Below are 24,822 nucleotides of genomic sequence, written 5' to 3'. Positions count from 1 at the left end.
TCGTCCGCGTCGTCCGCGCCGTCCGCGTCGTCTGCGGTTGATTGCAGCGCGGCGGTTCCTTTTCGGCGCTCGTCGCGATACATGCGTTCCGTGTCCGCTCTTCCCGCCCTGGTCTGCCGCGGTCTGGTCAAGCGTTACGGCGACGTCGTGGCCGTGAACGGGCTCGACCTCGAGGTGCGGCGCGGCGAGTGCTTCGGCCTGCTCGGCCCGAACGGCGCGGGCAAGACGACCACGGTGGAGATCCTCGAGGGGCTGACCCGGGCCGACGCCGGCGACGTCGAGGTGCTGGGCGAGCGCTGGACGGGCGACGGCATCGCGCTGCGCCAGCGCCTCGGCATCCAGCTCCAGGAGACGCGCTTCCCGGACAAGCTCCGGGTCCGCGAGGTGATCGCGCTGTTCCGCAGCTTCTACCCGCGCGGGCTCGACCCGGAGGAGGCGCTGCGCCGCGTGTCCTTGCAGGAGAAGGCGGGCGCGTTCGTCCGCGGGCTGTCGGGCGGGCAGAAGCAGCGGCTGTCGCTCGCCTGCGCGCTCGCGGGCGACCCGGAGGTGCTCTTCCTCGACGAGCCGAGCACCGGCCTCGATCCGGCGTCGCGCCGCGAGATCTGGGACATCGTCGAGGACCTGAAGGCGCGCGGCCGCACGATCCTCCTGACCACGCACTACATGGAGGAAGCCGCGCGCCTCTGCGATCGGGTCGCGATCGTCGACCGCGGGCGGCTGCTCTCGCTCGGCACGCCGGCGGCGCTCGTCGCCTCGCTGGGCGCCGAGCACGTCGTGGAGATCGAGGTGGACGGCGCGCTCGACGAGGAGGAGCTCCGGGGCCTGCCCGGCGTGGAGGCCGTGCGCTCGGCGCAGGGGGCGCTCCGGCTCACGGTGCGCGACGTGGCGCGCGTGCTCCCGCCGCTGCTCGCGCTCTGCGCCGCGCGCGGCGCCGCGCCGAGGCGGCTCGCGACGCACCACGCGAGCCTGGAGGACGTGTTCATGGCGCTCGCCGGGCGGAAGCTCGCGAGCGAGGAGGCGGCGTGATGGCAAGGGGACTCCGCTCCCTGCGCGGCTCGCCGCTCGCGCTCCTCATCCGGGCGCGGGTGGTGGAGTTCCTGCGCGAGCCCGAGGCGATCTTCTGGATGCTCGTGTTCCCGATCCTGCTCTCGTCGGCGCTGGCCGTCGCGTTCGGCGGCCGGGCCGAAGGGCCGCTGCCGGTGAGCGTCGAGGCGGGCGCCGGGGCCGAGGCGCGGCGCGCCGCGCTGGAGGCCTCGGGGCAGGTCGCCCCCCGGGTGGTCCCGCGGGAGCAGGCGCAGCGGGAGCTCCGGACCGGCAAGGTCGCGCTGGTCGTGCTGGACACCGATCCGCCCACGTACTGGTTCGATCCGACGCGGCCGGAGAGCCGCGCCGCCCGGCTCGAGGTCGACGAGGCGCTCCAGCGCGCGGCGGGGCGCGCGGACGCGTTCCGCCCGGCCGCGCTCGAGATGACCGAGCGGGGCTCGCGCTACATCGACTTCCTCGTGCCCGGCCTGCTCGGCATGAACGTGATGTCGACCGGGATGTGGGCGATCGGCTTTTCGATCGTGCAGCAGCGCATCGGCAAGCTCCTCAAGCTGTTCGTCGCGGCGCCGATGAAGCGCTGGCAGCTGCTGGTCGCGCACCTCGGGGCGCGGCTCGTGTTCCTGGCGATCGAGGTCGTCGCCCTGCTCCTGTTCGCGGTCCTCGCCCTCGGCGTGCCGATCGCCGGCTCGCTCGCCGCGCTCGCGCTGGTCATCGTGGTCGGCGCGCTGTCGTTCGTCGGGCTCGGCCTGCTCGTCGCGGCGCGCCCGCGGACGCTCGAGGGCGTCTCGGGCCTGACCAACCTGGCGATGTTCCCGATGTGGATCTTCTCCGGCGTCTTCTTCTCGACCGAGCGCTTCCCGGCGGCGATGCAGCCGTTCATCCAGGCGCTGCCCCTCACGGCGCTGAACGACGCGCTCCGCGGCGTGATGCTCGAGGCCGCGCCCCTCGCCGCGCTCGCGCCCGAGCTCGCCCTGCTGGCCGGCTGGGGCGTCGTCTGCTTCGCGCTCGCCCTCAAGCTCTTCCGCTGGCAGTAGCCCCCGCGCGGCGGCCAGCGGAGGAGCGGGGCGGTTCGCCGGCACCTCCGTCGCATCATGCTCCTCGGACCCGGCCAGCCCACCGGGCCACGGCGCGCGATGTTGTAAAATATCTTTAATTTATATAATTTGAGACAATGCTGCCATCACGCTCTTTGCGCCTCCTTCTGGCTGTGAGCTCCAGTGTTACAGCCATGCTCCTGGTTGCCCCTCTCCCCGCGGCGGCCACCACCTCGTTCACGACGTTCGAATCGGGCCAGGTCCGCCCCCTGGCTCTCTCTGCGAACGGCAAGCTGCTCTTCGCGGCGAACACCCCCGACAACCGGCTGGAGATCTTCCGCGTCCAGGCCGATCGTCTGCGGCTCGAGGCGTCCGTGCCCGTGGGCCTCGAGCCTGTCGCCGTGGCTGCCCGGGGCGACGACGAAGTCTGGGTCGTGAACCACCTGTCCGACAGCGTGAGCGTCGTCGATGTTCGAGACGCCAAAAGGGCGCGCGTCGTCCGCACGCTGCTCGTGGGTGACGAACCGCGCGACATCGTGTTCGCCGGACCGAAGCGCTCGCGGGCCTTCATCACCACGGCCCATCGCGGGCAGAACATCCCCTTCGATCCGCAGATCACGACGCCCGGCGTGGGGCGCGCGGACGTGTGGGTGTTCGACGCCAGACAGCTCGGGACCTCGCTCGGGGGCACGCCGCTCTCCATCGTGACGCTCTTCAGCGACACGCCGCGCGCGCTCGCGGTGACGCCGGACGGCAGCCGGGTCTACGCCGCCGCCTTCCACTCGGGGAACCGCACGACCTCCATCGACGAGAGCCTCGTGCCGAACGGCGGGGAGGCCGCGGGCGGATTGCCCTGGCCCAACACGAATTTCGAAGGCGTTCCGCAGCCCGAGGTCGGGCTGATCGTCAAGTTCGACGGGGCCCACTGGGTCGACGAGCTGGGTCGCCCCTGGGACGACATGGTGCGCTTCTCGTTGCCCGATAAGGACGTCTTCGTCATCGACGCGACCGCCAACCCGCCGCGTCAGGTGGACGGGCCAGGCGGCTTCTTCACGGGGGTGGGGACCGTCCTCTTCAACATGGTCGTGAACCCGGTGAGCGGGAAGGTCTATGTGTCCAACACCGACGCCCGAAACGAGCAGCGCTTCGAGGGGCCGGGCCTCTTCGCTGGCCACAGCGTGCGAGGCCACCTGCACGAGAGCCGGATCACCGTCCTCGGCCCAGACGGCGTCGTCCCGAGGCACCTCAACAAGCACATCGATTACAGCAGCTGCTGCGCGCCGGTACCGAACGAAGAGAGCGAGAAGAGCCTGGCGCAGCCGGCGGAGATGGCCGTGACGAGGGACGGCGCGACCCTGTATGTCGCGGCGCTCGGCTCGGACAAGATCGGCATCTTCGACACCGCGAGGCTCGAGGACGGCACGTTCGTGCCCAGCGCGGCGAACCAGATCCGCGTCCCTGGAGGCGGCCCGACCGGCCTCGTCCTCGACGAAGGCAGGCGGCGGCTCTATGTGCTCACGCGCTTCGACAACGCGATCTCGGTCATCGATACACGGACCCGCCGCGAGGTCGCGCACGTGCCGATGCACAACCCGGAGCCTCCGAGCGTCGTCCGGGGACGCCGCTTCCTCTATGACGCGTCGCTGAGCTCGAGCCACGGCGACTCGTCGTGCGCGAGCTGCCACATCTTCGGCGACTTCGACAGCCTCGCGTGGGACCTCGGAAACCCGGACGGCTCCGTGCTGGACAACCCGGGGCCGTTCTGTACCGAGCTCTTCGGCCTGGATCCGAGCCTCCATCCGATGAAGGGGCCGATGACGACCCAGAGCCTGCGCGGCATGGCGAACCACGGGCCGATGCACTGGCGCGGCGACCGCACGGGCGGCCATGATGAGCCCACCTCCCAGCCGGACAGCGGGGTGTTCGACGAGCGGGCGGCGTTCAAGAAATTCCGTGGAGCGTTCGTCGATCTGCTGGGGCGAGACCAGACGATCTCAGAAGAGGACATGGAGGACTTCACGGACTTCATCCTCCAGGTCACCTATCCGCCCAACCCCATCCGCGCGCTCGACGACGCGCTCACGCCCGATCAGCTCGCGGGGCGCGCCTTCTTCGGGGGGCCCGTCTCGAGCATCCTCGGCGCCTCGTGCATCGGGTGCCACGTCGTCGACCCCGACGCCAACCCGGACGACCCCGCGCCGGGCTTCTTCGGCAGCGACGGCGGCTCGGCCAACGCCAACGAGTCCCAGGTCTTCAAGGTCCCGCACCTGCGCAATCAGTACCAGAAGGTCGGGATGTTCGGCATGGCGGAGTCGTTCGTGTTCCCGTTCGGCGGCTCGAACGCGCATATGGGCGACCAGGTCCGCGGCTTCGGCTTCCTCCACGACGGCGCCGTGGATACGCTCTTCCGCTTCAATTCCTTCTCCGATTTCGTCCAGACCCCGGAGAACCCCGGCGGCTTCGCCGTCGGCCCCGAGGGGGACGTCCTGAAGCACCAAGTGGCGGCGTACATGCTGGCGCTGGAGTCGAACCTGAAGCCCATCGTGGGCCAGCAGATCACGCTCACGTCGTCGAACGCGGCGACGGCCGGCCCGCGCGTCGATCTGCTCGTGGCGCGCGCCGACGCCGGCGATTGCGATCTCGTCGTCAAGGGCCGGTCGCACGGCGCCGAGCTGGGCTTTCTTTACCTCGGGAATGGTTGGTTCGACCCCGACCGCGCGCGCGAGCCGTGGCGATCGGACGCCGAGCTCCGCCTGCTCCCCACGGGGCGCGGCGGCGAGCTGACGTATACCTGTGTGCCGCCCGGGTCGGGCGAGCGTATCGGCATCGATCGCGACGGCGATGGCTTCCGCGACGGCGACGAGCGGGACGCGGGCAGCGACCCGGCCGACCCGAATCGGGTCCCGTGATGGGGGTGGCCGCGGCGTGACAGGCCGCGCGGGGGCGTCTGCGAGCACGCCGCCGGGAGGACGACCGTCGAGCGCCGCGCTGGCCGCGGCCGGGTGTTGCCCTGACAGCAATGGTTCCGCAGCGTGGGCCGTCCAGTGCTGCTCTCGCAGCACAGCTTCGTTGCAGGGGAGGGGAAGTGCCTTGCTCCCAGCCGGTGTGCCCGTGGCTCCGCCTCCGGGCACGACGCTTGCGGTGCGCGGCGCGGCTGCGGCGCGGCCGCGCGGCGGTCCGCGCGCGCGCCCACGCGCGGACGCGAGGACATCCATGAGCGACCATCAACGAAAGATCCGTCTGGGCGCCTTCTTGCCCGGCGCAGGGCACCACGTGGCCGCCTGGCGGCACCCGGGCGCGCAGGCGGACGGGGGCATCAACTTCGCGCATTACAAGCGCATCACGCAGACCGCGGAGCGGGCCAAGCTCGACGCCGTGTTCCTCGCGGACGGGCTCGCGCTGCAGAACCGGCCGGGGGCGCAGGGCCGCACCGCCTACGGGGCCAGCTTCGAGCCGGTCACGCTGTTCTCCGCGCTCGCGGCGGTCACCGAGCGCATCGGCTTCATCGCCACGGCGTCCACCACGTACGAGGAGCCCTACCTCCTGGCCCGCAAGTTCGCCTCGCTGGACCACCTCAGCCAGGGGCGGGCCGGGTGGAACGTCGTCACCACCGGCGGGGGCGAGGCGGCCGGGAACTTCGGGCTCGACGCCCACCCCGACCACGCGCAGCGGTACGTCCGGGCGCGGGAGTTCGTCGACGTGGTCACCGGCCTCTGGGACAGCTGGGAAGACGACGCGTTCCTCCGCGACAAGGCGTCGGGGGTCTACTACGACCCGGAGAAGCTGCACACGCTCGATCACAAGGGGAAGTTCTTCTCCGTCCGCGGGCCGCTCAACATCCCGCGCCCGCCCCAGGGGCACCCGGTGATCGTGCAGGCGGGATCCTCGGAGGCGGGCAGGGAGCTCGCGGCGGAGACGGCCGAGGTGATCTTCACCGCGCAGCAGACGCTGGAGGACGCGCAGGCCTTCTACGCCGACGTGAAGGGGCGGATGGCCAAGTACGGGCGCCACCCCGACCAGCTGAAGATCATGCCGGGGGTGTTCCCCGTGGTCGCCCGGACCGAGTCGGAGGCCCGGGCGAAGTACCAGGAGCTGCAGGACCTCATCTTGCCGGAGGTCGGCCTGTCGCTGCTCTCGGGTCTGTCGGGCGGGATCGATCTGTCCGGGTATCCGGTGGACGGCCCGCTGCCCGACCTGCCGGAGACCAACAACAACAAGAGCCGGCAGGCGCTGATGTTCGACATCGCCCGCAAGCGCAACTTCACCATCCGGGAGCTTTACCTCTGGGTGGCTGGGGCGCGCGGGCACTGGACGATCGTGGGCTCGGTGGAGCAGATCGCCGACCAGCTGGAGGCGTGGTTCACGCAGGGCGGCGCCGACGGGTTCAACGTGATGCCGCCGTGGCTCCCGGGCGGGCTGGACGACTTCGTCGAGCTGGTGATCCCGGAGCTGCGGCGGCGGGGGTTGTTCCGCACGGAGTACGAGGGCCGCACGCTGCGCGAGAACCTCGGGCTGGCCCGGCCGGCGAACCGCCACGCGAGCAAGGCCGGGTCGCGGGCGTCGGCGGCCTGAAGGCGCGCCCTCGCGGAGCAGGGCGCCTGGGTCCGGCGGAGCTGCGGGCGGCGGGGGCGGCGCCGATTCACGCGCCGGCGGCCGCGTTCGACGGGAAGGCGGTGCGGGCGGCGCGCGTCCCCGGGGCGGTCGCGCCGTGAAGCTCGGTCTGCGCGGCGCGCCTCAGCCGCCGTCGATGATCTCGATGCGGTTCCCGAACGGATCGTCCGTGTGGAACCGCCTCACCTCGGGCAGCTCGTCGCTCCAGCGCACGGCGTGGCCTGCGGCCTCGAGCGCTGCTGCGACGTCGTCGATGCCCTTCACGACGAGGCCCGGGTGCGCCTTGCGCGCCGGCGTGAAGTCGTGCTCCACGCCGAGGTGGACCGCCACGGCGCCTGCGCGGAACCAGGCGCCGCCGCGCGACGCGAGGGGCTCGGGCTTGGGGACGTGCTCCATCCCGAGCACGTCCCGGTAGAACGCCACGGCGCGCGATTCCTGTCCGGGCGGCATCGCGAGCTGCACGTGATCGATGCAGACGAACGTGAACGGCATAGGCCAGGTATACAAGAAAGCAGGGCAGATCGCGAGCGGCGTCGGGCGCCACATGCGCTGATCGACGCGCCGTCCGGCGGACGGTTATCGCAGGATTCGCGCGAATCCATGCGTCGTTTGCCGCCTCTCTCGACCGCTCCGCCGCGATTGACGAGCTGACTGTGTCATCCAACGTAGTCGGGGCTGGTCAGCTGTGTCGCGGCGACTCTGTCGTCTTTCAACGCGGCGGTCGAGCGATCTTGTCTCGCCCTTCAATCAGGAGATTCCACATGGCTGAATCGAGGAAGATCGTCGTGCTGCTCGCAGCCTCGTTGTCGGCGGCGCTCGCCGGCTGTATGGCGGCGACGGACGAGGGGGATGGGCGGGAGGCCCCCTCTGCCGCCCTGGCGCCGGCGGACGTCGAGGAGAGCGTGGGTGAGGCGCCGGCCGCTGAGCATTGTCACGGCTGTCCGCCGGGGACCACGTACGTCGCCGTGGTGAACACCTGTGTCTCGGAGCCTGCCCGGTTCGATGCCACGCCGGGGGCCTACGGGTGCCGTTACGGCGCCATCCTGACGGGTCGCGGCAACGTCATCTGTTTGCCGGCCTCGGAGTGGGGGCCCGTGCCCCCTCCTGTCGTCGCGATAGGCGGCGGTCTCCCTAGCCCGCAGCCTGGCGACTGGCCCCCGCCCGGCGGCGGTCTCCCTGGCCTGCAACCTGGCGAGTGGCCCCCGCCCGGCGGCGGCCCCCCTGGCCTGCAACCTGGCGAGTGGCCCCCGCCCGGCGGCGGTCTCCCTGGCCCTCAGTTCGGTGACTGGCCCCCTCCGTCCGCCGGCCTCGGCGCGCCTGTCCCCCAGGATCCGCTCGCCCCGTTCCCGTGAGGCTCCACCCATCGCTCTCGTGAAGACGGTAGGCCCCCGGAGAACACCCTCTCCGGGGGCCGGGCAGCCGCGGCCTCCCGGGCTCCGCCGCTCAGCCGCGCCCCGCCGCGCCCGCCGGCTCCACCCCCATCGTGCGCAGCCGCTCCTTGATATCGTCGGACAGGCACATCCGCGACACCATGTCCTCGAACGTGTCCCTCCGCCGGATGAGCCGGCTCTTCCCGCCGTCGACGAGCACCTCCGCCGGCCGCAGCCGGCCGTTGTAGTCGTAGCTCATCACGTGCCCGTACGCGCCCGCATCCATCAACACGACCACGTCCCCCTCGGCCACGTCCGCGGGGAGCTCGCGCTCGCTGATCCACATGTCCGTGTTCTCGCAGACCTGCCCCGTCATCGCCATCGGGGCCGTCTTGCCGCGGCGGCCGTTGATCCGCACCTCGTGATACGCGCCGTACATCACCGGCCGCGCCATCGTGTTCATCGAGATGTCCGTGCCGATGATCGTCTTGTATCCCTGCTTGATCGAGATCACCCGCCCGAGCACGTAGCCCGCGTCCCCGACGAAGTAGCGCCCCGGCTCCATGACGAGGCGCGGCGTCTTCATGCCGTGCTCGGCGCACTTCTTCTGCACCACCGCGGCGATCTCGCGGGCGACGGCGTCCACGTCGAGCGCCGGCTGCTCCCTCCGGTAGGGGATGCCGAGCCCGCCGCCGATGTCCAGGAACGCCAGGTCGAAGCCGAGCTTCCGCGCGACCGGCCCGATCAGGTCGAGCAGCTTGGCGGTCACGTGCGCGAAGCTCTCCGGCTTGTTCGCCTGCGAGTGCGGCATCATGTGCACCCCGAGCCGCTCGACCCCGTTCTCCAGCGCCGTGCGGTAGGCGTCCTCCACGTAGCGCGGGTGGATCCCGAACTTCGCCGACGGCCCGGCGAACGGCTTCAGATCCGGCGTCGCGATGTCCTCGCCGCTCGGGTTGATCCGGAAGGACATGCAGCGCGGCCGCCCGAGCGCGAACAGGCGCCGCAGGATGCCGTGGTCGTCCACGTTGAAGATCACCCCGGCGCGCAGCCCCGCGGCGAGGTCCTCGTCCGAGAGGCTGTTGCCCGTGTAGATGATCTGCTCGCCCGAGAGCCCGAGCGCCTGCGCCAGGCGGATCTCGTTCGGGCTCGCCGCGTCCACGCCGGAGCCCTGCTCGACCAGGAGCTTCGCTATCTCCAGGTTATTGCACGCCTTGATGGCGTAGAAGACCGACACCTCCGGGTAACAGCTGCGCAGCGCGCGCGTGAGTCGACGGAAGTTCTCCCGGATGCGCTCGGCATCGTAGGCATAGAGCGGCGTGCCGTACTGCTCCGCGAGGTCGCGGACCGAAATGCCCCCGATCTTGATCTCTGCCTCTTGCATACTCCTCGTCGCGTCAACGCTTCAGAAACGCTTCAAATTCGAGAGAACACCCGAAGGAACCTTTTGCAGGTTACCAGTACACTAGCATACCATGTGCCACCGGCGGCCCGCAACGGCGCGCGCGGCGCGGGCCTTCCGTGCGGCCCGCCCGTCGGTCGTCGGTGCGCGCGGAGCGCCGCCTGCCGGCTACGTGGCGTCGGTGCGGCTGGCGTCGGTGAGGCTGGCTTCGGTGAGGCTGGCTTCGGTGAGGCTGGCTTCGGTGAGGCTCGTGCCGGCGCGGTTGGCGTCGGCGTGGTTCGCGTCGACGTGGTTCGTGTCGGCGTGGTTCGCGTCGGCGTGGTTCGCGTCGCTGCGGCTGCTGAAGAGGTGGCGCCAGAGCGCGCCGAGCCCGCCCACGAACAGCGAGCCGTTCCGCTTGTCGATGTCCTCGGTCGCGGCGGGGTCGAACGGCAGCTGATGCGGGTCGATCAGCTCGAGCAGGGCGCGCTCGTCCGCCGTCGGCGACGGGTGGAGCCTCAGCCGGCACGAGCTCCCGGGCGTGCGCGGCCCGGTCGGGGGGCTCGCCAGCCCGTCGAGGTACGTGACGAGGTCGTCCGCCCGGTCGAACTCGGTGTCGCCCAGGTGCTCGCCGATGAGCGACGCGCGCACCCTGCGGATCGAGCGGCCCAGCGCGTCGCCCGGGTCCTCGGTCTCGACCGAGGCGTTGATCTCCGTGTCGATCGACAGGCTGCGGTTCGTCAGGTTGGCGGAGCCCATCGTGAGGAACCGGTCGTCGACGATCATCAGCTTGGAATGGATGTACGTGGCGCGCTCGGCCGTCTCGTCCTCGCCGCACGCCGGCAGGGTGTAGTAGATGCCGAGGCGGTGGCCGGTCTCGGCCGCCGTCGCGCGCAGCGCGCCGAGCACCTTGGCCTGCGAGAGGCCGACGGCGATCTGCTCCTTCATCGTCTCGGCCTCCATGTTCAACATGAGCACCACGTCGAGCAGCGGCCGGCCCTCGGCGCGCATCCGCCGCGCGATCGCCTCGGCGATGACGTGAGAGCTGAAGTACTGCGTCTCGATGTAGATGAAGCGCTCGGCGGCGTCGATGGCGTCGAGGTAGAGGTCGCGTATCTCCGTGCAGTTCGGGGCGCCGGTCGGCGCGCCGTGCGGATCGGTGCGGCTCAGCGTCACGCGCCGCGCCGCGATCGGGATGCCGCCCTCGGGCCGGTAGTCGGGGAACGTCGGCTCTGCCCCCTCGAGGTCCGGCAGCGCGATGGGCACGCCGCCGGCGCGTCGCCAGCGATCCGTGAAGATCTCGGTCAGCGCCCGGGCGACCTCGCGGCCGCGCAGGTAGGCCTGCACGTCGTGAAACGGCTTGTGCGGCTCCCCGCGGCTGACGCGGAACGGGTTCTTGTTCGCGTGGCTGCGGTCGTCCCAGCGGTGGTCGCACAGGTCGAGGCCGCCGAGGAAGGAGAGCTCGCCGTCCACCACCACGAACTTCTGGTGGTGCGAGGCGCGCTCGACGTGGGTGGAGTCGAAGAGGAAGTGCAGCCGGTGGTTCGTCCACTCGAAGACGAGCTGCTGCAGCCACTCGCGCTCGAGCGCGAACACGAGGTGGAAATCCCAGGCGAGGATGAAGATCTGGAGATCGGGGTTGATCTCGCAGAGGTGGTTCAGGAACTTGAGCAGCGTGATCGGGCTCGACACCTCCGCCTCCCGCCCGCCGCGGAGCAGGGCGACGTCGCTGTCGAACTGCCAGCCGGCGAGGAGCAGGTAGCGCCGCGCCTTGGCGGCGACCCGGTAGAACTCGGGGTAATACTCGTCGGCATCGACCAGAAGGCCGAAGTCGTCCACCGGGGTGCTACACCACGTGTGACGTCGAGGGTCGATGATCGTCGCCATCGCCCCTTCCTTAGCGACGCGCGAGGCGCCCCGCCAGGGCGCCGCGCGCGCCGAGGGCCGGAGCCGCCGGCGCCGCGCGGAGGAAACGGCGCGGCCTCGCTGCCGAGACGAGCACGTCAGACGCATGACACCAAGTCATCACGTTCGCTCCGCGGCATCCTTCTCGGGTCTTTGCCTTCATCTGTCGTTCGCGTCGTTCGCGTCGTTCGCGTCGTTCACGTCGTCGCGCCGCCGCGCCTTCACGTCGTTGCGTCCGGGCGCTCCGCGCCGTGCGGCGCTGGCCTCGCGTGCGCCTCGATGAGCCGCTTCAGGCCCGCCATGTCCGGTCGGTCTCCGCTCGCCTCGCCGACGGCGGCGAGGCGCTCCGCTTCGTCGCGCGAGAGGTCGGGGCATATCCACTCCAGCAATGCCGCCCAGTCCGGCGAACCGTCGCAGCTATAGCAGTCATCGGGGATCGGCGTATCGTCGGGGAAATTCCGGAAAGCAAAGTACGGCATCGCATCTACCTTTGTGCCGAGATCACCGGCATGTCGTCATCCCGGCTCGCCGCGCCGGCGCGCCGGCGCGCCGGCCGGTCGGCTATGGAGCCGGCCGCGCGGGGGAGCAAGCGCATCCACGCACGCAGCCCCCCGTTCGCCTCCGTTCGCCGCCGTTCGCGCCCGGAGGACGGCGGCGAAGCGGGCCCGCCGCCCCGCTGAGGGCGGCCAGAGAAGAAAAATCCACCCTGTATGAATTTGTCTGCCTGAGCGCTCGGGCGCTGACGGTTGAGCTTGTCCGGAGCGCCCCGCTGGGCTGATCTCTCCGCCGGGATGTACGACCTTGACTTGAGGGCGCTCGCTGTCCGCGGCGCGCTGGCGCTGCTCGTGGGCCTTCCGGCGGCGGGATGCCAGCTCGTCTCGGGCATCGACGCGATGGACGTCGACGAGTCGGCGGGCGGCGTCGTCGGCGATTGCGGGCCGGTGGGCGAGAGGTGCGGCGGGACGTGCAAGGAAGGCATCGTCACGCCTCCGGGCACCTGCAGGGATGACGGGACGTGCTCCGCCGAGCCGACCAGCTGCGGGTCGTACCAGTGCGACCCGAGCGGGACCGCGTGCGCCACGAGCTGTTCGATCTACAACGGCTGCGTCGAACGCGCGGTCTGCGACACGATGAGCGCGACGTGCATGGCGTGCGGGGCGAGCCCGCCCGACCCGGCCCCGTGCGACGGCTGCGAGCGCTGCGAAGGCGGCAAGTGCATCACCCGGTGCGACACCGAAGGCGAGTGCGTCCGGGACCGGATGCTCGACGCCAAGGAGCGCCCGGCGCGGCTCGAGTGCAACGACCAGTGCAACAACATCCGCGTGGTCTGCATAGGACCGTACCCGTGCGAGGTCGTCTGCGGCGACGGCGGGTGTCAAGGCCTGCACATGAATTGCAGCCATGACGGTCCGTGTTACCTCGAGTGCAGCCGTTCGGGTTGCGCGAGCAACGTAAAATTGGACTGTGGGGCGAACACTTGCCTCGCTGCTTGCATCCTCGAGACCACCATCGTCGATCAAACGTGCGGGAGATCGTGCTCGTGCATGTCGATGTGCCAGTGATCCGCGCGGTCGCCGCGCCGCGCGGCGCGCATGCCGGGAACGCGCGGGAGAGCGAGGGAACGCGCGGGAGAGCGAGGGAACGCGCGGGAGAGCGAGGGAAAGCGAGGGAAAGCGAGGGAAAGCGCGGCGGCGACGCGACACCCGCGGGACGCCTGGGCGCGGCGCCGCCCGGGATGGGGGTAGCCAAGACCGCACGAGCCCGATATTCTAGGGCTTTGCAACGACTTGCCCCGCGTGGGGCAGCCAGGACCACGCGACCCCTCGCTTGCATGGCTTCGTATGGCGACGTGCCCCCAGTGCGGTGCGGTGTACGATGAAGACGTCGAGGCGTGTTCGGCCGACGGCAATCCGCTCCTGCCCGCGGGCCTGAGCCTCCCCGCCGAGCCGCTCCTCGCGCCGCACACCATGGTCGGCGAGTACCGCATCGAGCGGAAGCTCGGCGCGGGCACCTTTGGAGAGGTCTATGCCGGCGAGCACCCGCTCATCGGCAAGAAGGTCGCCATCAAGGTCCTGAACCGGCGGTTCGCCGCGCAGCCGCAGGCCGTCGCCCGGTTCGTCGCCGAGGCGCGCGCGGTGAACCGGATCCGCCAGCGCAACATCATCGATATCTTCTCGTTCGGCGTGCTCCCGGAGCAGCAGCGGCACTACTTCGTCATGGAGCTGCTCGACGGCCTCACGCTGGGCGAGCTGTGCCGGCGCCGGAGGCGGCTGCCGTTCCCGACGGTCGTCCCCATCCTGCGGGGCATCGCCGACGCGCTCGACGCCGCGCACGAGGCGGGGATCACGCACCGGGATCTCAAGCCGGACAACGTCTTCCTCGCGGCGGAGCGCGACGGGACCTGGTTCCCGAAGCTGCTCGACTTCGGGATCGCGAAGCTCGCCGACGGCTCGGAGGAGACGAGCACCGGGGTCGTGCTGGGCACGCCGCAGTACATGGCGCCCGAGCAAGCGCGCGGGGAGCGGATCGGGCCGGCCGCAGACATCTATGCGCTCGGCGTGATGATCCACAAGATGCTGACGGGAAAGTACCTGTTCGCCGGGGGGTCCGCCGTGGCGGTGATGTACAACCACGTCTTGCATCCTCCGCCGCGGATGTCGAGCGTGTGCCCCGATCTGCCGCGCGAGCTCGATCTGCCGGTGCTCGCGATGCTCGAGAAGCGCGCGGGCGACCGGCCCGAGACCGCGAGCAAGGCGGTCGCCGCGCTGGTGGACGCCGCGCGGCGGATCGGGCTCACGCGCGCCAGCGCGCCGGACGGGCCGGCCTCGGCGCCCCGGAGCGCGACGTCGGCGCCGGGAGCGGGGAGCTCGGCCACCGAGGACATCGCGCGGGAGAGCGCGACGTGGGCGCCGGGAGAGGGGAGCTCGACCGCGGCGGGCGTGGGGACGATGAGCGCGACGTGGACCCCGGAAGCGGAGCCCTCGGCCGCGGAGGGGATGGGGACGGTGAGCGCGACGTGGACCCCGGAAGCGGAGCCCTCGGCCGCGGAGGGGGTGGGGACGGTGAGCGCGACGTGGACCCCGGAAGCGGAGCCCTCGGCCGCGGAGGGGATGGGTACGGTGAGCGCGACGTGGACCCCGGGGCTTTCGCCCGCGGCGACCGAGGACACGGCCACCCTGGAGCTCGGCGCTTTCCTCGAGACGGAGCCCCCGTCGACCGACGGGAGCCGGGCGCCGGAGCCCTCGGTCGCGCTCGAGGGCTCGACCCTCGCGGTCACCGAGAGCGCGCCCGGGCGGATGGCCGGCCCTGGAGGCGCGAGCTCCCGCCCGGCCGGGGCGCGCCTCCGCGCCGCGGAGCCGGCGCGCGGCGCGGAGGCGGGCGGCCGGTCGTCGCTGCGCGCGCTGGCCGCCGTCGAGGCGCCGCCGAGCGCTCCGGCCGCGCGGGCGGCGCGGCGCTGGAAGCTCGTGGTCGCGAGCGCCGCGGGGCTCCTCGCCGCGACGTGGATGTGGACCGCAGGGCGTCCCTCCGGGCTCCCCCCGCTCGTCGATGGCCCGGGCGCCGTGGCGCTCGCCTCGGCGGCCGCGCCGCCGTCGAGCGCCGCGCCGGCGCCGGAGGGCGCGCCCGCGGAGGCCGGGACACCCGCGCCGCGGCCCGCCGCGCCGGCGGAGGCGCCCGCGGAGACGGTCGTCGTGCGGCTGTCGGCCCGGCCCGGGGACGCCGACGTCTGGCTCGGCGAGCGGCGGGTCGGGAGCGCCCGCGACCCCATCGCGCTGCCGCGCGGGAGCGAGCCCGTCGCGCTGGTCCTGAGGAAGCCCGGCTTCAAGGACAGGAGCATCGAGCTCCGCCCGGACCGAGATCACGACGTCGACGTGAGCCTGTCGCCGCTGCCGGCGCGGCCGCGGCGCGCCGCGGCGGCGAGCCAGGGCAACGTGGAGAGGCTCCTCGATCAGCGTGAGTGAGCCGGGAAGATGAAGCGAGGGCTCTCGTTCCTCGGCTCCGGCGTGCTGCTCGGGGCCGTCGCGCTGTCGGGCGCGGCCTCCGCGCAGCGCGCCGATCGCGCGGTCAAGCCCGTGGCCGAGGCGCTCTTTCGACAGGGGCGCGAGCTCTTCAAGCGGGGACAGTTCCCCGAGGCCTGCGACAAGTTCCAGGAGAGCCAGCGCCTCGAGCCGAAGCCCGGGACACTCCTCAACCTCGCCGTGTGCCACGAGAAGGTGGGGAAGCTCGCGACCGCCTGGGCCGAGCTCCGCTCGGTCGAGGAGATCGCGCGGCGCGAGGGCCGGAAGGACCGCGAGGGCTTCGCGCGCGCGCAGCGCGAGGCGCTGGAGGAGCGGCTCGCGCGGCTCGAGGTCAGGATGGCCGAGCCGCCCGCGGGCCTGCGCCTCACCCTCGACGGCGAGCCGCTGAACGGCGCCGCCCTGAACGCGCCGTTCCCCGTCGATCCGGGCCGGCATCGGGTCGCCGCCGCGGCGCCGGGCAAGAGGGCGTGGTCGACCGAGGTCGAGGTGCCGCCCGAGCGCGCCGCGATCGTGGTCGCGGTCCCGGCGCTGGAGGACGCGCCGCCGGCTGCGCCGGGGTCCGCGGGGGCGCCGTCGCCGCGCGCGGCCGGGCCGGCGTCCGGGCGGGAGCCGCGGGCGGGGAGCGCCGGGATGGTGCTGGCCGCCACGGGGTTCGGCGTCGGCGCGATCGGGCTGGGCGTCGGGGCCGTCGCGGGCGCGCTCACGCTCGCGAGGTCCGGGGCGCTCGCCGAGGCGTGCCCGAACGACCGCTGCCCTCCGAGCCGGCGCGGCGAGCTCGGCGCGGCCAACACGCTGGCCAACGTCTCCAACGCCGGCTTCGCGGTCCTCGCGATCGGCGCCGGCGTCGGCGTCGCCGGCCTGCTGATGATGCCGGCCCAGGGCTCGACCTCGGGCGCGCGCGCGGCGCTGACACCGGTGCTCGGGCCGGGCTTCATCGGTTTACGAGCGACGTTCTGAGAGGGGGAGCGGCCGCGTCAGCCCAGCGAGGGAGAGGCCAGGATCGACAGGAGAGCATCGCGCCGGCGCCACGTGCGCGCCGGCGCGCGGGCGCGTCAGGGGGAGGCGCAGCCGATCCGCTCGGGCGCGACCGCCACGTCGTCGTACCACATCGAGCGCGCGGGGCCGTGGAAGCCGAGGTAGCCGAAGCTGAACGTCTTGAAGTCGAGCTTCTTCCAGCCGGTCTTGTCGATGATCTTGGTGCCGTTGGCGTAGATCTGGACATCGCCCTTGGTGCCGTCGAAGTAGGCCTCCATGCAGTGCCACTGGTCCTTGGGCAGGCTCGCGCCGCCGCTCCCGCACCGGAAGTCGCCGCCCGTCGGCAGGACGACATCGTCGCGCATGTTCAGGACGATCTGGCAGTACTGCTCGGCGACCTCCACGTTGTCCCCCTCGTTCGGCTCGCCGGTGCCGGTCATGGCCTGGAAGTAGGCGTTGTGGTCGGACTGGCCGAGATCCACGCTGCTGCGCACGTAGAGCCGGACCCAGAACGTCGGGCCGGGCGCCGGGACGGAGAGCATCCTCCAGTCGTAGCCGCTCATTCCGGGCTTCACGTGCAGCGAGCGCGCGCCGGCGTGGACGATCGAGGAGTCGATCTCCATGTTCTTCAGGGCGTCGGCCGCCTGGTACGACGGGCGGTACGTCGCGCCCTCCGGGAGCCCGTCGCCCTCGAAGTCGGCGCAGAACGTCGCGTTCGCCGGGCACGCGCCGGTCGGCGTGCCGGTGCCGGTGCTCGACGTGGTGCTCGTCGCGCTCGGCGTCCCGGTGCTGCTGCTGGTCGTGGTGCTGCTGCTGGTCGTGGTGCTGCTGCTGGTCGTGGTGCTGCTGCTGGCGCCGCCGCCGGTGCTGCTGCTGGTGGCGATGGGGTTGCCCGTGCCCGAGCTCACGCTCGAGGCGCCGCCGGTCCCCGCGCCGGAGCCGCCGGCGCCCCCCGCGTCCGAGCCGCCGTTCCCGTCGTCCGAGCACCCCGCCGCCGCGGCGGACAGGGCCAGACAGGAGATCCCAACCCAAGTGAAGCGTGCGATGTCGCGATGCAAAGAAGAAGTCATGTCGATGCCCGAAAGGTGATAGGCCCGCTCGCCGGAGCTGCGCGCTGCCGCAGCGCGGCACGGTCGCCGTCGTCCTAAGAATCCGCCGCTCGCGTCGGGGCGCGATCCGCGCTCGACGCGGCTCACAGCTCTAGCAGAATTCGCCGTACCCCGGGAGACGTTCTTCCTGATCTAGTCTTGTTGTAACTCTATGCAGCCCGTCATCGTCACCGAGCCGCGATCGCCTCGCGCAGGCGCGCGAGCGCGCGCTCGTGCTCGGGCGGCGCGGTGGACGCGCGCTGCTCCGCGCCCGGCTCGCCGTCCCATGCGTCGTCCGTGCCGAGGTAGGTGGCGCTCAGGGTCGGATCGACGCTGAAATCCAGGGGCAGGATCCGCTCGGTGCACGACGTGTCGAGGGGCGCCTCGGGATCGGCGATGAACTGGAGCAGGATCTCCAGGTCGCACGAGGTGCCGCCGCTGGTCGGGCTCTCGAGGCCGTGGGGGGCCCGCGGAATCATCACGAAGGTCTGGTTCGGGCCGGTGAAGTGGCGCTCGACGGCCTCCGGTATCGCGCTCGGGATGAAGTCGAGCCCCCCGTGGAGGAGCAGCAGGGGCACGCTCGTCGTGGCCCACTGCCCTGCGTAGGCGTCGGGGGTGTACCGCGGCCAGCTCTCGTGGACCGCGGCGGCGTCGTCCGTCAGCCCGAGGGCCACGTTGGCCTCCGCGAGGTACTGCTGCATCTCGGACGCGGGCGGCGGCGGGTCGGCCCAGAGCTCCGACAGCATGATGTTGTTGCGGAGCACCGGGGAGTAGAACCGCAGGGAGGGCGAGAGCGGCTCGGGGAGGGGAGCGAGCACGATCCCCGCGAGGTGGGTGAACGCGGCGACGTCGGCAGGAGAGCACCGGCCGAGCCGGTAGATCAGCGCCGGGATGAGCGGCCGCGGCGCCCATTGGTAGAGGAACTGCGCGAACAGCGCCTGGAAGACCGGCCGGTCATAGCCGAGCGCGGCCACCTCCGGGCACGCGCCTTCCTCGAACGCATCCAGGGTCTCCGTCATCGTCGCCCACGGGTCCGCGCCGAGCTTCTCCGAGCAGGACGGGTCGGCGCCGCAGAGGCCCATGAACCGCTGGCCGAGGTCGTTGAGCCAGACATCGATGTCCGAGAGGCGCGAGTTGACGGCCAGCGCGGTGAGCGACACGGCCGTTGGCTGGTCGGGATAGAGCTGGAGGTAGCGGTGGCCCCAGATCGAGCCGTAGGAGCCGCCGAAGACGATGACGTCGCCGCCTGGGGCGCGCGTCCGGGCGATGGTCTCGCCGACGTCGCGCGCGGCGTTCGTCACGGTGTAGCCCTGGATGTCGTCGCCCAGCTCGGCCTTGATCGACGGCAGACAGGCGGCCAGCTCGGCGTCGGTGAGATAGCTGCCGGCCTCGCTCTCCGGCGTCTCCCCGTCCGCGCAGCCGAGGCGGCTCGAGCGGCCGGTGCCGCGGTGGTCCGGCATGTACATGTCGAGCGTCGGGTCGACGCCGGTGAGGAACTGCACGGTCGGCTCGAAATCGGCGCCCGAGTACCCCGGCCCGCCGTTCAGGAGCCAGAGCTGTCCGCGGCTCGGCTGGGTCGCGGCGAGCTTGCGCTTGACGAAGAAGGTGATGGTCTCGCCTTCCGGCTGGTCCCAGCGGAGCGGGACGGGGATCTCGGCGCACTCGGCGTCCTCGCCGGTGCCGTCGGTGAAGAGCGGGCAAGGGGTCCAGGCGATTGCGTCGCCTCCGCCGTTGCCGCCTTCTCCGCCGCTGCCGCCGTCGCCGTCCCCGCCATTGCCACCGTCGCCGCTGCCGCCGGTGCCACCGCCGCCGCTGCCGCCGGTGCCACCGCCGCTGCCGCCGCTACCGCTGGTCGAGGAGCTCGACGACCCGGTTCCACCGGGCTCCGTGTCGTCCCCGCATCCCAGCATGCCCTGGGCAAGCAAGATGACCATCGCGCCGCAAGCAAGGCTCGCTCTCATGCTCAACACTCCTGAAGAAGGGGTGCAGCCCCGCACCTCACGTGAAGGGCAACCGTTAATTTATCGACACGCCACGGCGGCTCTACCGGCCCGCGGCCGCGTGGCAAGCAAGAACCGGTGCATTCGGTGCGGCGCCGCGCCCGCGGCTCTCCGCGCCTTGGATCTCCGCAGCGACAGCGCGCTGACGCGAGGCGTGCGAGCCGCAGCCACCGCGACCTGGAGCTGAGCGGGAACCGAACGACGGGAGGCGGGCGCGCCGGCGACGTGGCATGTAGGCTGCCGGCGCGCCGCCGCGGACGATCCCGGGCGGCCCACCGCGAGCCCCGGCACCCCGTGCGATCTCAACGCCCAAGCCTCACCGCCTCTCTCGTCGCTGCCCTGCGGGCGCTCTACACCGAGATGCCCGAGCCCTACCGCGTGGCGCCCGACCCCCTCGCGGCCCGCCTCGTCCCGTGGCCGCTCGCGCTGCCGGCGCGCGCGCTCCCGCTGGCGGCGGGCTCTCCTGCCGCCGCCCGCGCCCTCCACCGCGCGATCGGCGTCGCCACGTTCGGCGTCGGCTACCACGTCGCGCTCCGCACCCGCGCGATCGACGACGCGCTCCGCGAGGCCGTCGCGCGCGGCGCATCCCAGCTCGTCGTGCTCGGCGCCGGCCTGGACAGCCGCGCGATGCGCCTGCCCGAGCTCGCGGGCGTCCAGGTCTTCGAGGTCGATCACCCGAGCACGCAGCGCGACAAGGTCGAGCGCCTCGCGTCGCTCGCGCGCGGGGACGGCAGCGCCGCGGGCGCGCCGGAGCTCGAGGCCCGCGGCCTCGCGCGCGTGCCGGTGGACTTCGAGCGAGACCGCCTCGACGAGGCGCTCCTCGCCGCCGGCTTCCGCCCGGCCGAGCGCACGTTCTGGATCTGGGAGGGCGTGGCCGTCTACCTGACGCGCGAGGCGATCGAGGCGACGTTGCGCCTCACGGCGGCGCTCTCCGCGCCCGGCAGCCGCATCGCGCTCACCTACGGGATGCTCCCCGACGCCGAGCTCCCCGCCTGGGCGGAGCGCGTGATCCGGGGCATGTTCCGCTCCCTGGGCGAGCCCGTCCGCACGCCGCTCGCCCGCGAGGAGATGCGCGAGCTCCTCGCGCGCGCCGGCCTCCGCGTGCTCTCCGACGAGTCGACCGTGGACTGGGCCGCGCGCTACTGGCCCCCGCATCGCGGCGTCCGCGCCATCGAGCGGCTCGCCGTCGCGGAGCGCTGACGCGGCCTCGTCGACGGCGGCCGAGCACCCGATGCCGGACAGTGCTCAAAATTGAACATGAAGGCGGGAAGGCGGGAAGAAAGGATCAAGGATCTTCCTGCCTTCCCGCCTTCATGTGAATTCTCTTCGGGCAAATTTGAGCACTACCGATGCCGGGCCGCGCTGGCCTCGAGTCATCGCTCTCCGCCGTTCCCGCCGTTCCCGCCATCCTCCCGCCGGATCCCGAGCTTCCGCATCTTGCTTTGCAGCGTCGTCGGCTTCAGCCCGAGCGCCGCGGCCGCCCCGTCCTCCCCGTAGATCTTCCCGCCCGACGCCCGCAGCGCGTCCTCGATGCAGCGCTGCGTCGCCTCCCGGTACGTCATCGCGCGCCCGGCCGCGCGCGGCGCCGCGGCGAGCGGCGCGGACAGGACGAGCTCGTCCCCGGTCGACATCACCATCGACCGCTCGATCACGTTCTCCAGCTCCCGCACGTTGCCCGGCCAGTCGTGCGCCCGCAGCCGCGCCATCGCCTCCGCGCTCACCCGCGGCGGCCGCCGGCCGAAGCTCGCCGCGACCTTCTCCACGATGACCCGCGTGAGCGGCTCCAGGTCCTCGGGCCGCTCCCGCAGCGGGGGGACGACGATCGGGAACACCTGCAGCCGATAGTACAGGTCCTCGCGGAACGCCCCGCTCGCCACCATCGCCTCGAGCGGCCGGTGCGTCGCGGCGATCACCCGCACCGACACGCGCACCGCGCCCTCGCCGCCGACGCGCTCGATCTCGCCCTCCTGGAGCACGCGCAGGAGCTTCGCCTGCGCCGCCCGCGGCAGCTCGCCGATCTCGTCGAGCAGCAGCGTCCCGCCGCTCGCGCGCTCGAACGTCCCGAGGTGCCGCGCCGCGGCGCCCGTGAACGCGCCGCGCTCGTGGCCGAAGAGCGCGCTCTCGACGAGCCCCTCGGGCAGCGCGCCGCAGTTCACCGCGAGGAACGGCCGCTCCGCGCGGCGCGAGAGCGCGTGGATGCGGCGCGCGATCACCTCCTTGCCCGTGCCCGTCTCGCCGCGCACCAGCACGGTCGTGTCCCGCCGCGCGACGAGCGGCACCATCTCCAGGAAGATCGCCCGCATCGCCGGGCCCCTCGCGACCACCTCCCGGGGCAGCGCGACGCGGTCGAGCTCCTCCTGGAGCGCCCGCTTCTCGCCCTGCGCGCGGCGCGCGATCGCCGCGACGCGCCCGAGGACCTGCACCTGCCGGAGCGCCACGGCGAGCAGGCGGCCCAGCGCCTCGAGCAGCGCGGGCGAGAGGTCGAGCGCCGCGCCCTCGCCGAGCTCCATCGCGGCGCAGCCGACGTCGCCCTCCGCGTCGCGGAGCGCGAAGACGGCGATCGCCTCGCCGCCCGCCCCGCGCCGGATCTCCGGCGCGCCCGGCGCGGCCGCGCCGCGGCGGAGATCGAGCCGCCGGAGCGGGAGGTGGCGCGCGAGCACGGCGCTCACCGCGGGGACGAGCGTCGCCTCCGTGTGCGCGCGCGCCGCGGCCTCGCCGAGGTCGGCGAGCAGGAGGAGGGCGCGATCGGCGGGGGCGGTCATCGGGCGGGGAGCGACGCCACCGAAATGGCGTTGCGCGGCACCGTACGGGCGTTGCCAGGGCCGCACAAGGCCGGCGCGAGCCCGGGAAAGGGCCGCTCGGGGCGCGGGTATGCGCCGTGCACATGCACAAGGGCGTGAGGAGAGCGCGGGCGATCGTTCCGCGGAAAGGACCCCTTCATGGCTTACGTCATCGCCGAGCCCTGCATCGCCACCTGCGACACCGCGTGCGTCTCCGTCTGCCCCGTGGAGTGCATCCACGGCCCGCTCCCGGCGGACGAGATCGCGCGCATCGCGGAGCTCCCCGAAGGAGAGCGGAAGACGCGCCTCGCGCGCCTCCAGCTCTACATCGATCCCGAGTCGTGCACCTCTTGCGGCGCCTGCGAGGGCGAGTGCCCGGTGGACGCCATCTTCGATGAAGACGAGCTGCCGGCCGAGTGGCAGCACTACCGGGAGATCAACGCCCGCTTCTTCGCCCAGCGCGCCTGACCCGCCGCCGGGCGGAGTCATCGGGGCAGCCCGGCGCGCGGTCTCGCGAGGTCATGGCCCCGCCGAGGAGGCTTGACGTCCGCCTCCCGGTCCACCTTGTTTTGCCCATGCGAAAGCCCGACGCTCGCCGCTTCGAGCCGGATGACCTCCTGTCCTTCAAGCTCGTCTCCGAGGTGGTCCTCTCGCCCGACGGCCGGTGGATCGTCTATGTCCTCGAGGAGGTCGACGCCGAGGCGGACACCTATGTCTCCAACCTGTGGCTGATCCCCGCGGCCGGCGGCGCCCCCCGGCAGATCACGTTCGGCTCGGACACGAACGAGAGCCCGCGCTTCTCGCCCGACGCGTCTCGGATCGCCTTCCTCTCGGATCGCGGCGGCGGCCCGGCGCAGCTCTACGTGATGCGGATCGACGGCGGCGAGGCGAGGCGGCTGACCGACCTCGCGTCGGGCGCCGGTCTCGCCGCCTGGTCGCCCGACGGAGCGGCCCTGGTCTTCTCGGCGAACGTCGCCTCCGGCGCGCCGCCGGGCGCACCGCGCGTGGTGACGAGGGCCCTGTACAAAAGCGACGGGGAGGGGTTCGTGCTGGACCGCCGGACGCACCTCTTCGTCGTCCCCGCCGCGGGGGGCGAGGCGCGGCAGATCACGCGCGGCGACGCGAACGAGAGCGACCCGGCGTGGTCGCCCGACGGGCGCCACATCGCGTTCAGCCGGACGCGGACGGGCCCCCGCGACGCCCACCGGAGCGACCTCTGGGTGATGACGCCGTCGGGCGAAGGGCTCCGGCAGGTGACGCGCGGCTGCCCGCTCGCCGCGATGCCCTCGTGGTCGCCGGACGGCGGCGCCCTCGCGTTTTACAGCCCGCGCGAGGAGGGCGGCTCGCGACAGCACGTCTGGGTCGTCGACGCGCGGGGCGAGGCGGAGCCGCGCATGGTCACCGCCGAGGACACGGAGGTCGCGAGCTTCCCGCTCGGCAAGGTGATGCCCCCGGCGTGGTCCGCGGACGGGCGCGAGCTCGCCGTGGTCCTCGCGACCGAGAGCACCTCGGAGGTGGCGCTGGTCTCGGTCGAGCAGCGCACGCTCCGCAAGGCCATCTCGGACGACCGGCAGATCACGCAGATCAGCGCGGCGCCCGGCGCGGGCAGGCTCGCGTTCCTGTGGAGCACCATGCGCCTCTGCGGCCTGCTCGGGAGCGCGCGCTGGGACGGCTCGGACGCGCGGCTCCTCGTGAACGTCAACGAGGCCTGGGGCGAGGGCCGCGCTTGGCCCGACGTCGCGCTGCGGGAGTTCCGCGGCGCGTCGGGTATGGAGAACGCCGGCCTCCTGATGTTGCCGCCGGATCGCGGCGGCGAGCCGGCGCCGCTGCTCGTCCACGTGCACGGGGGCCCGCACGCCTACGTCGAGTTCGGCTTCACGTACCGGCCGTACTGGTATGTCCTCGTGTCCCGCGGGTGGGCCGTCCTGTCGCTCAACCCGGTCGGCTCGGGCGGGTATGGAAAGGAGTTCGCCGACCGCCTGCGGGGGCGCTGGGGCGAGCGCGACCTGCCGGAGCACCTCGCCGCGATCGACGCGCTGGTCGCCGAGGGCACGGTCGACGGCGATCGCGTCGCCATCGCGGGCAAGTCGTACGGCGGCTTCATGGCGGCCTGGGCGATCGGCAAGACGAAGCGCTTCCGCGCCGCCGTCTCGAGCGCGCCGGTGGCGAACCTCGAGTCCCATTACGGGACGTCCGACACCGGCTACTACGTCGATCCGCACGACATGCGCGGCGAGCCGTTCGACCGGCGAGAGCTCTACCGCAAGCTCTCGCCGGTGTCCTGGGCCGGAGAGGCCGCGACGCCCACCCTGATCCTGTGCGGCGAGGAGGACCACCGCTGCCCCATCGGCCAGTCGGAAGAGCTCTTTGCGGCGCTCGTGCGATCGGGCAAGGCGCCCGTCGAGCTCATTCGCTTTCCCGGCGGCGACCACCACCTCGCCGAGCGCGGCAAGCCGAGCCACCGGGTCTTCTACAGCCGCCGCATCGCCGAGTGGGTCGAGCGCTACTGCGCGAAGGGGCGCGCTCCGGACGGGGCGTGACCGCGACCGGCGCTGCCGCCGTCATGGCCCGATCTCCGCGCGCACATCCGCGGGAACCCGGGGGCCGCGCGGTGGTAGGAT

The 24,822-nt window shown here is 72.5% G+C and carries 19 protein-coding genes; 12 read left to right on the top strand and 7 right to left on the bottom strand.

From position 1 onward, the window contains the following. The first annotated feature begins 81 nt into the window (after positions 1–81). The 4 genes from WMF26_RS33730 to WMF26_RS33715 all read left to right on the top strand — a co-directional run bounded on the left by WMF26_RS33730 (position 82) and on the right by WMF26_RS33715 (position 6,650). Positions 82–1,026: an ATP-binding cassette domain-containing protein gene (locus tag WMF26_RS33730; RefSeq protein WP_437996085.1), complete on the top strand. Its 945-nt coding sequence runs from the start codon at positions 82–84 to the stop codon at positions 1,024–1,026. Further along, positions 1,026–2,078 carry an ABC transporter permease gene (locus tag WMF26_RS33725; protein WP_437332427.1) on the top strand — a complete coding sequence of 351 codons (1,053 nt, stop codon included), beginning with the start codon at positions 1,026–1,028 and terminating at the stop codon, positions 2,076–2,078. Before WMF26_RS33730 ends, WMF26_RS33725 begins: the two co-directional genes overlap by 1 nt. Positions 2,079–2,272: 194 nt before the next feature. Further along, the gene (locus tag WMF26_RS33720) at positions 2,273–4,987 is read left to right on the top strand and encodes a hypothetical protein (protein ID WP_437996084.1); all 2,715 of its coding nucleotides are present in this window, start codon (positions 2,273–2,275) and stop codon (positions 4,985–4,987) included. Between the two features lie 304 nt (positions 4,988–5,291). Next, positions 5,292–6,650 (top strand): LLM class flavin-dependent oxidoreductase, encoded by a 1,359-nt coding sequence (locus tag WMF26_RS33715; protein ID WP_437996083.1) that lies wholly within the window; start codon positions 5,292–5,294, stop codon positions 6,648–6,650. A gap of 162 nt (positions 6,651–6,812) precedes the next feature. On the opposite strand, the gene WMF26_RS33710 is transcribed toward WMF26_RS33715, so the two are convergent. Continuing rightward, positions 6,813–7,181, bottom strand: coding sequence for a VOC family protein (locus WMF26_RS33710; protein WP_437996082.1), 369 nt, complete (start codon positions 7,179–7,181; stop codon positions 6,813–6,815). A gap of 269 nt (positions 7,182–7,450) precedes the next feature. Between WMF26_RS33710 and WMF26_RS33705 the strand changes: the two genes are divergently transcribed. Further along, complete coding sequence (locus WMF26_RS33705) at positions 7,451–8,041, top strand: hypothetical protein (RefSeq protein WP_437996081.1); 591 nt, start codon at positions 7,451–7,453, stop codon at positions 8,039–8,041. 91 nt (positions 8,042–8,132) lie between these two features. Here the strand turns inward: WMF26_RS33705 and lysA are convergent, their stop codons facing one another. The 3 genes from lysA to WMF26_RS33690 all read right to left on the bottom strand — a co-directional run bounded on the left by lysA (position 8,133) and on the right by WMF26_RS33690 (position 11,821). Continuing rightward, complete coding sequence (gene lysA, locus WMF26_RS33700) at positions 8,133–9,440, bottom strand: diaminopimelate decarboxylase (RefSeq protein ID WP_437996080.1); 1,308 nt, start codon at positions 9,438–9,440, stop codon at positions 8,133–8,135. A gap of 186 nt (positions 9,441–9,626) precedes the next feature. Then, a complete protein-coding gene (locus WMF26_RS33695) occupies positions 9,627–11,324 on the bottom strand; it encodes a phospholipase D-like domain-containing protein (protein WP_437996079.1) in 1,698 nt (565 codons plus the stop codon). A gap of 239 nt (positions 11,325–11,563) precedes the next feature. After that, positions 11,564–11,821, bottom strand: coding sequence for a hypothetical protein (locus tag WMF26_RS33690; RefSeq protein WP_061628685.1), 258 nt, complete (start codon positions 11,819–11,821; stop codon positions 11,564–11,566). 327 nt (positions 11,822–12,148) lie between these two features. On the opposite strand from WMF26_RS33690, the gene WMF26_RS33685 reads away from it, so the two are divergent. From WMF26_RS33685 to WMF26_RS33675, 3 genes are all read left to right on the top strand, one after another. After that, positions 12,149–12,904: a hypothetical protein gene (locus WMF26_RS33685; protein WP_437996078.1), complete on the top strand. Its 756-nt coding sequence runs from the start codon at positions 12,149–12,151 to the stop codon at positions 12,902–12,904. 279 nt (positions 12,905–13,183) lie between these two features. After that, positions 13,184–15,301, top strand: coding sequence for a protein kinase domain-containing protein (locus tag WMF26_RS33680; protein WP_437996077.1), 2,118 nt, complete (start codon positions 13,184–13,186; stop codon positions 15,299–15,301). Between the two features lie 9 nt (positions 15,302–15,310). After that, positions 15,311–16,315 (top strand): tetratricopeptide repeat protein, encoded by a 1,005-nt coding sequence (locus WMF26_RS33675; RefSeq protein ID WP_437996076.1) that lies wholly within the window; start codon positions 15,311–15,313, stop codon positions 16,313–16,315. A 95-nt stretch (positions 16,316–16,410) separates the two neighbouring features. Here WMF26_RS33675 and WMF26_RS33670 read toward each other — a convergent pair whose 3' ends face one another. Then, positions 16,411–16,956, bottom strand: coding sequence for a hypothetical protein (locus WMF26_RS33670; RefSeq protein WP_437996075.1), 546 nt, complete (start codon positions 16,954–16,956; stop codon positions 16,411–16,413). Here WMF26_RS33670 and WMF26_RS33665 point away from each other — a divergent pair. Beyond that, a complete protein-coding gene (locus WMF26_RS33665) occupies positions 16,955–17,422 on the top strand; it encodes a hypothetical protein (RefSeq protein ID WP_437996074.1) in 468 nt (155 codons plus the stop codon). The two genes, WMF26_RS33670 and WMF26_RS33665, sit on opposite strands and share 2 nt — an antisense overlap. Positions 17,423–17,609: 187 nt before the next feature. Here WMF26_RS33665 and WMF26_RS33660 read toward each other — a convergent pair whose 3' ends face one another. Continuing rightward, complete coding sequence (locus WMF26_RS33660; RefSeq protein ID WP_437996073.1) at positions 17,610–19,382, bottom strand: alpha/beta fold hydrolase; 1,773 nt, start codon at positions 19,380–19,382, stop codon at positions 17,610–17,612. Positions 19,383–19,715: 333 nt separating this feature from the next. Here WMF26_RS33660 and WMF26_RS33655 point away from each other — a divergent pair, with 333 nt between their 5' ends. Next, positions 19,716–20,621: a class I SAM-dependent methyltransferase gene (locus WMF26_RS33655; RefSeq protein ID WP_437996072.1), complete on the top strand. Its 906-nt coding sequence runs from the start codon at positions 19,716–19,718 to the stop codon at positions 20,619–20,621. 173 nt (positions 20,622–20,794) lie between these two features. On the opposite strand, the gene WMF26_RS33650 is transcribed toward WMF26_RS33655, so the two are convergent. After that, positions 20,795–22,183 (bottom strand): sigma-54 interaction domain-containing protein, encoded by a 1,389-nt coding sequence (locus WMF26_RS33650; RefSeq protein ID WP_437996071.1) that lies wholly within the window; start codon positions 22,181–22,183, stop codon positions 20,795–20,797. Positions 22,184–22,360: 177 nt separating this feature from the next. On the opposite strand from WMF26_RS33650, the gene WMF26_RS33645 reads away from it, so the two are divergent. Both WMF26_RS33645 and WMF26_RS33640 read left to right on the top strand, forming a co-directional pair. Continuing rightward, positions 22,361–22,669 carry a 4Fe-4S dicluster domain-containing protein gene (locus WMF26_RS33645; protein ID WP_437950251.1) on the top strand — a complete coding sequence of 103 codons (309 nt, stop codon included), beginning with the start codon at positions 22,361–22,363 and terminating at the stop codon, positions 22,667–22,669. Between the two features lie 107 nt (positions 22,670–22,776). After that, a complete protein-coding gene (locus tag WMF26_RS33640; protein WP_437996070.1) occupies positions 22,777–24,741 on the top strand; it encodes a S9 family peptidase in 1,965 nt (654 codons plus the stop codon). Positions 24,742–24,822 lie beyond the last annotated feature (81 nt).

The organism is Sorangium sp. So ce185, assembly GCF_051526825.1.
In the GTDB taxonomy this organism is placed as follows: domain Bacteria; phylum Myxococcota_A; class Polyangia; order Polyangiales; family Polyangiaceae; genus Sorangium; species Sorangium cellulosum_D.
This window is presented reverse-complemented; position numbering and strand designations above follow the sequence as displayed.

Excerpts from the sequence above, each read along its gene's own strand:
- WMF26_RS33730 (WP_437996085.1), top strand. The coding sequence starts at position 82 with ATGCGTTCCGTGTCCGCTCTTCCCGCCCTGGTCTGCCGCGGTCTGGTC.
- WMF26_RS33725 (WP_437332427.1), top strand. The coding sequence starts at position 1,026 with ATGGCAAGGGGACTCCGCTCCCTGCGCGGCTCGCCGCTCGCGCTCCTC.
- WMF26_RS33720 (WP_437996084.1), top strand. The coding sequence starts at position 2,273 with ATGCTCCTGGTTGCCCCTCTCCCCGCGGCGGCCACCACCTCGTTCACG.
- WMF26_RS33715 (WP_437996083.1), top strand. The coding sequence starts at position 5,292 with ATGAGCGACCATCAACGAAAGATCCGTCTGGGCGCCTTCTTGCCCGGC.
- WMF26_RS33710 (WP_437996082.1), bottom strand. The coding sequence starts at position 7,181 with ATGCCGTTCACGTTCGTCTGCATCGATCACGTGCAGCTCGCGATGCCG.
- WMF26_RS33705 (WP_437996081.1), top strand. The coding sequence starts at position 7,451 with ATGGCTGAATCGAGGAAGATCGTCGTGCTGCTCGCAGCCTCGTTGTCG.
- lysA (WP_437996080.1), bottom strand. The coding sequence starts at position 9,440 with ATGCAAGAGGCAGAGATCAAGATCGGGGGCATTTCGGTCCGCGACCTC.
- WMF26_RS33695 (WP_437996079.1), bottom strand. The coding sequence starts at position 11,324 with ATGGCGACGATCATCGACCCTCGACGTCACACGTGGTGTAGCACCCCG.
- WMF26_RS33690 (WP_061628685.1), bottom strand. The coding sequence starts at position 11,821 with ATGCCGTACTTTGCTTTCCGGAATTTCCCCGACGATACGCCGATCCCC.
- WMF26_RS33680 (WP_437996077.1), top strand. The coding sequence starts at position 13,184 with ATGGCGACGTGCCCCCAGTGCGGTGCGGTGTACGATGAAGACGTCGAG.
- WMF26_RS33675 (WP_437996076.1), top strand. The coding sequence starts at position 15,311 with ATGAAGCGAGGGCTCTCGTTCCTCGGCTCCGGCGTGCTGCTCGGGGCC.
- WMF26_RS33665 (WP_437996074.1), top strand. The coding sequence starts at position 16,955 with ATGTTCTTCAGGGCGTCGGCCGCCTGGTACGACGGGCGGTACGTCGCG.
- WMF26_RS33670 (WP_437996075.1), bottom strand. The coding sequence starts at position 16,956 with ATGGAGATCGACTCCTCGATCGTCCACGCCGGCGCGCGCTCGCTGCAC.
- WMF26_RS33660 (WP_437996073.1), bottom strand. The coding sequence starts at position 19,382 with ATGAGAGCGAGCCTTGCTTGCGGCGCGATGGTCATCTTGCTTGCCCAG.
- WMF26_RS33650 (WP_437996071.1), bottom strand. The coding sequence starts at position 22,183 with ATGACCGCCCCCGCCGATCGCGCCCTCCTCCTGCTCGCCGACCTCGGC.
- WMF26_RS33645 (WP_437950251.1), top strand. The coding sequence starts at position 22,361 with ATGGCTTACGTCATCGCCGAGCCCTGCATCGCCACCTGCGACACCGCG.
- WMF26_RS33640 (WP_437996070.1), top strand. The coding sequence starts at position 22,777 with ATGCGAAAGCCCGACGCTCGCCGCTTCGAGCCGGATGACCTCCTGTCC.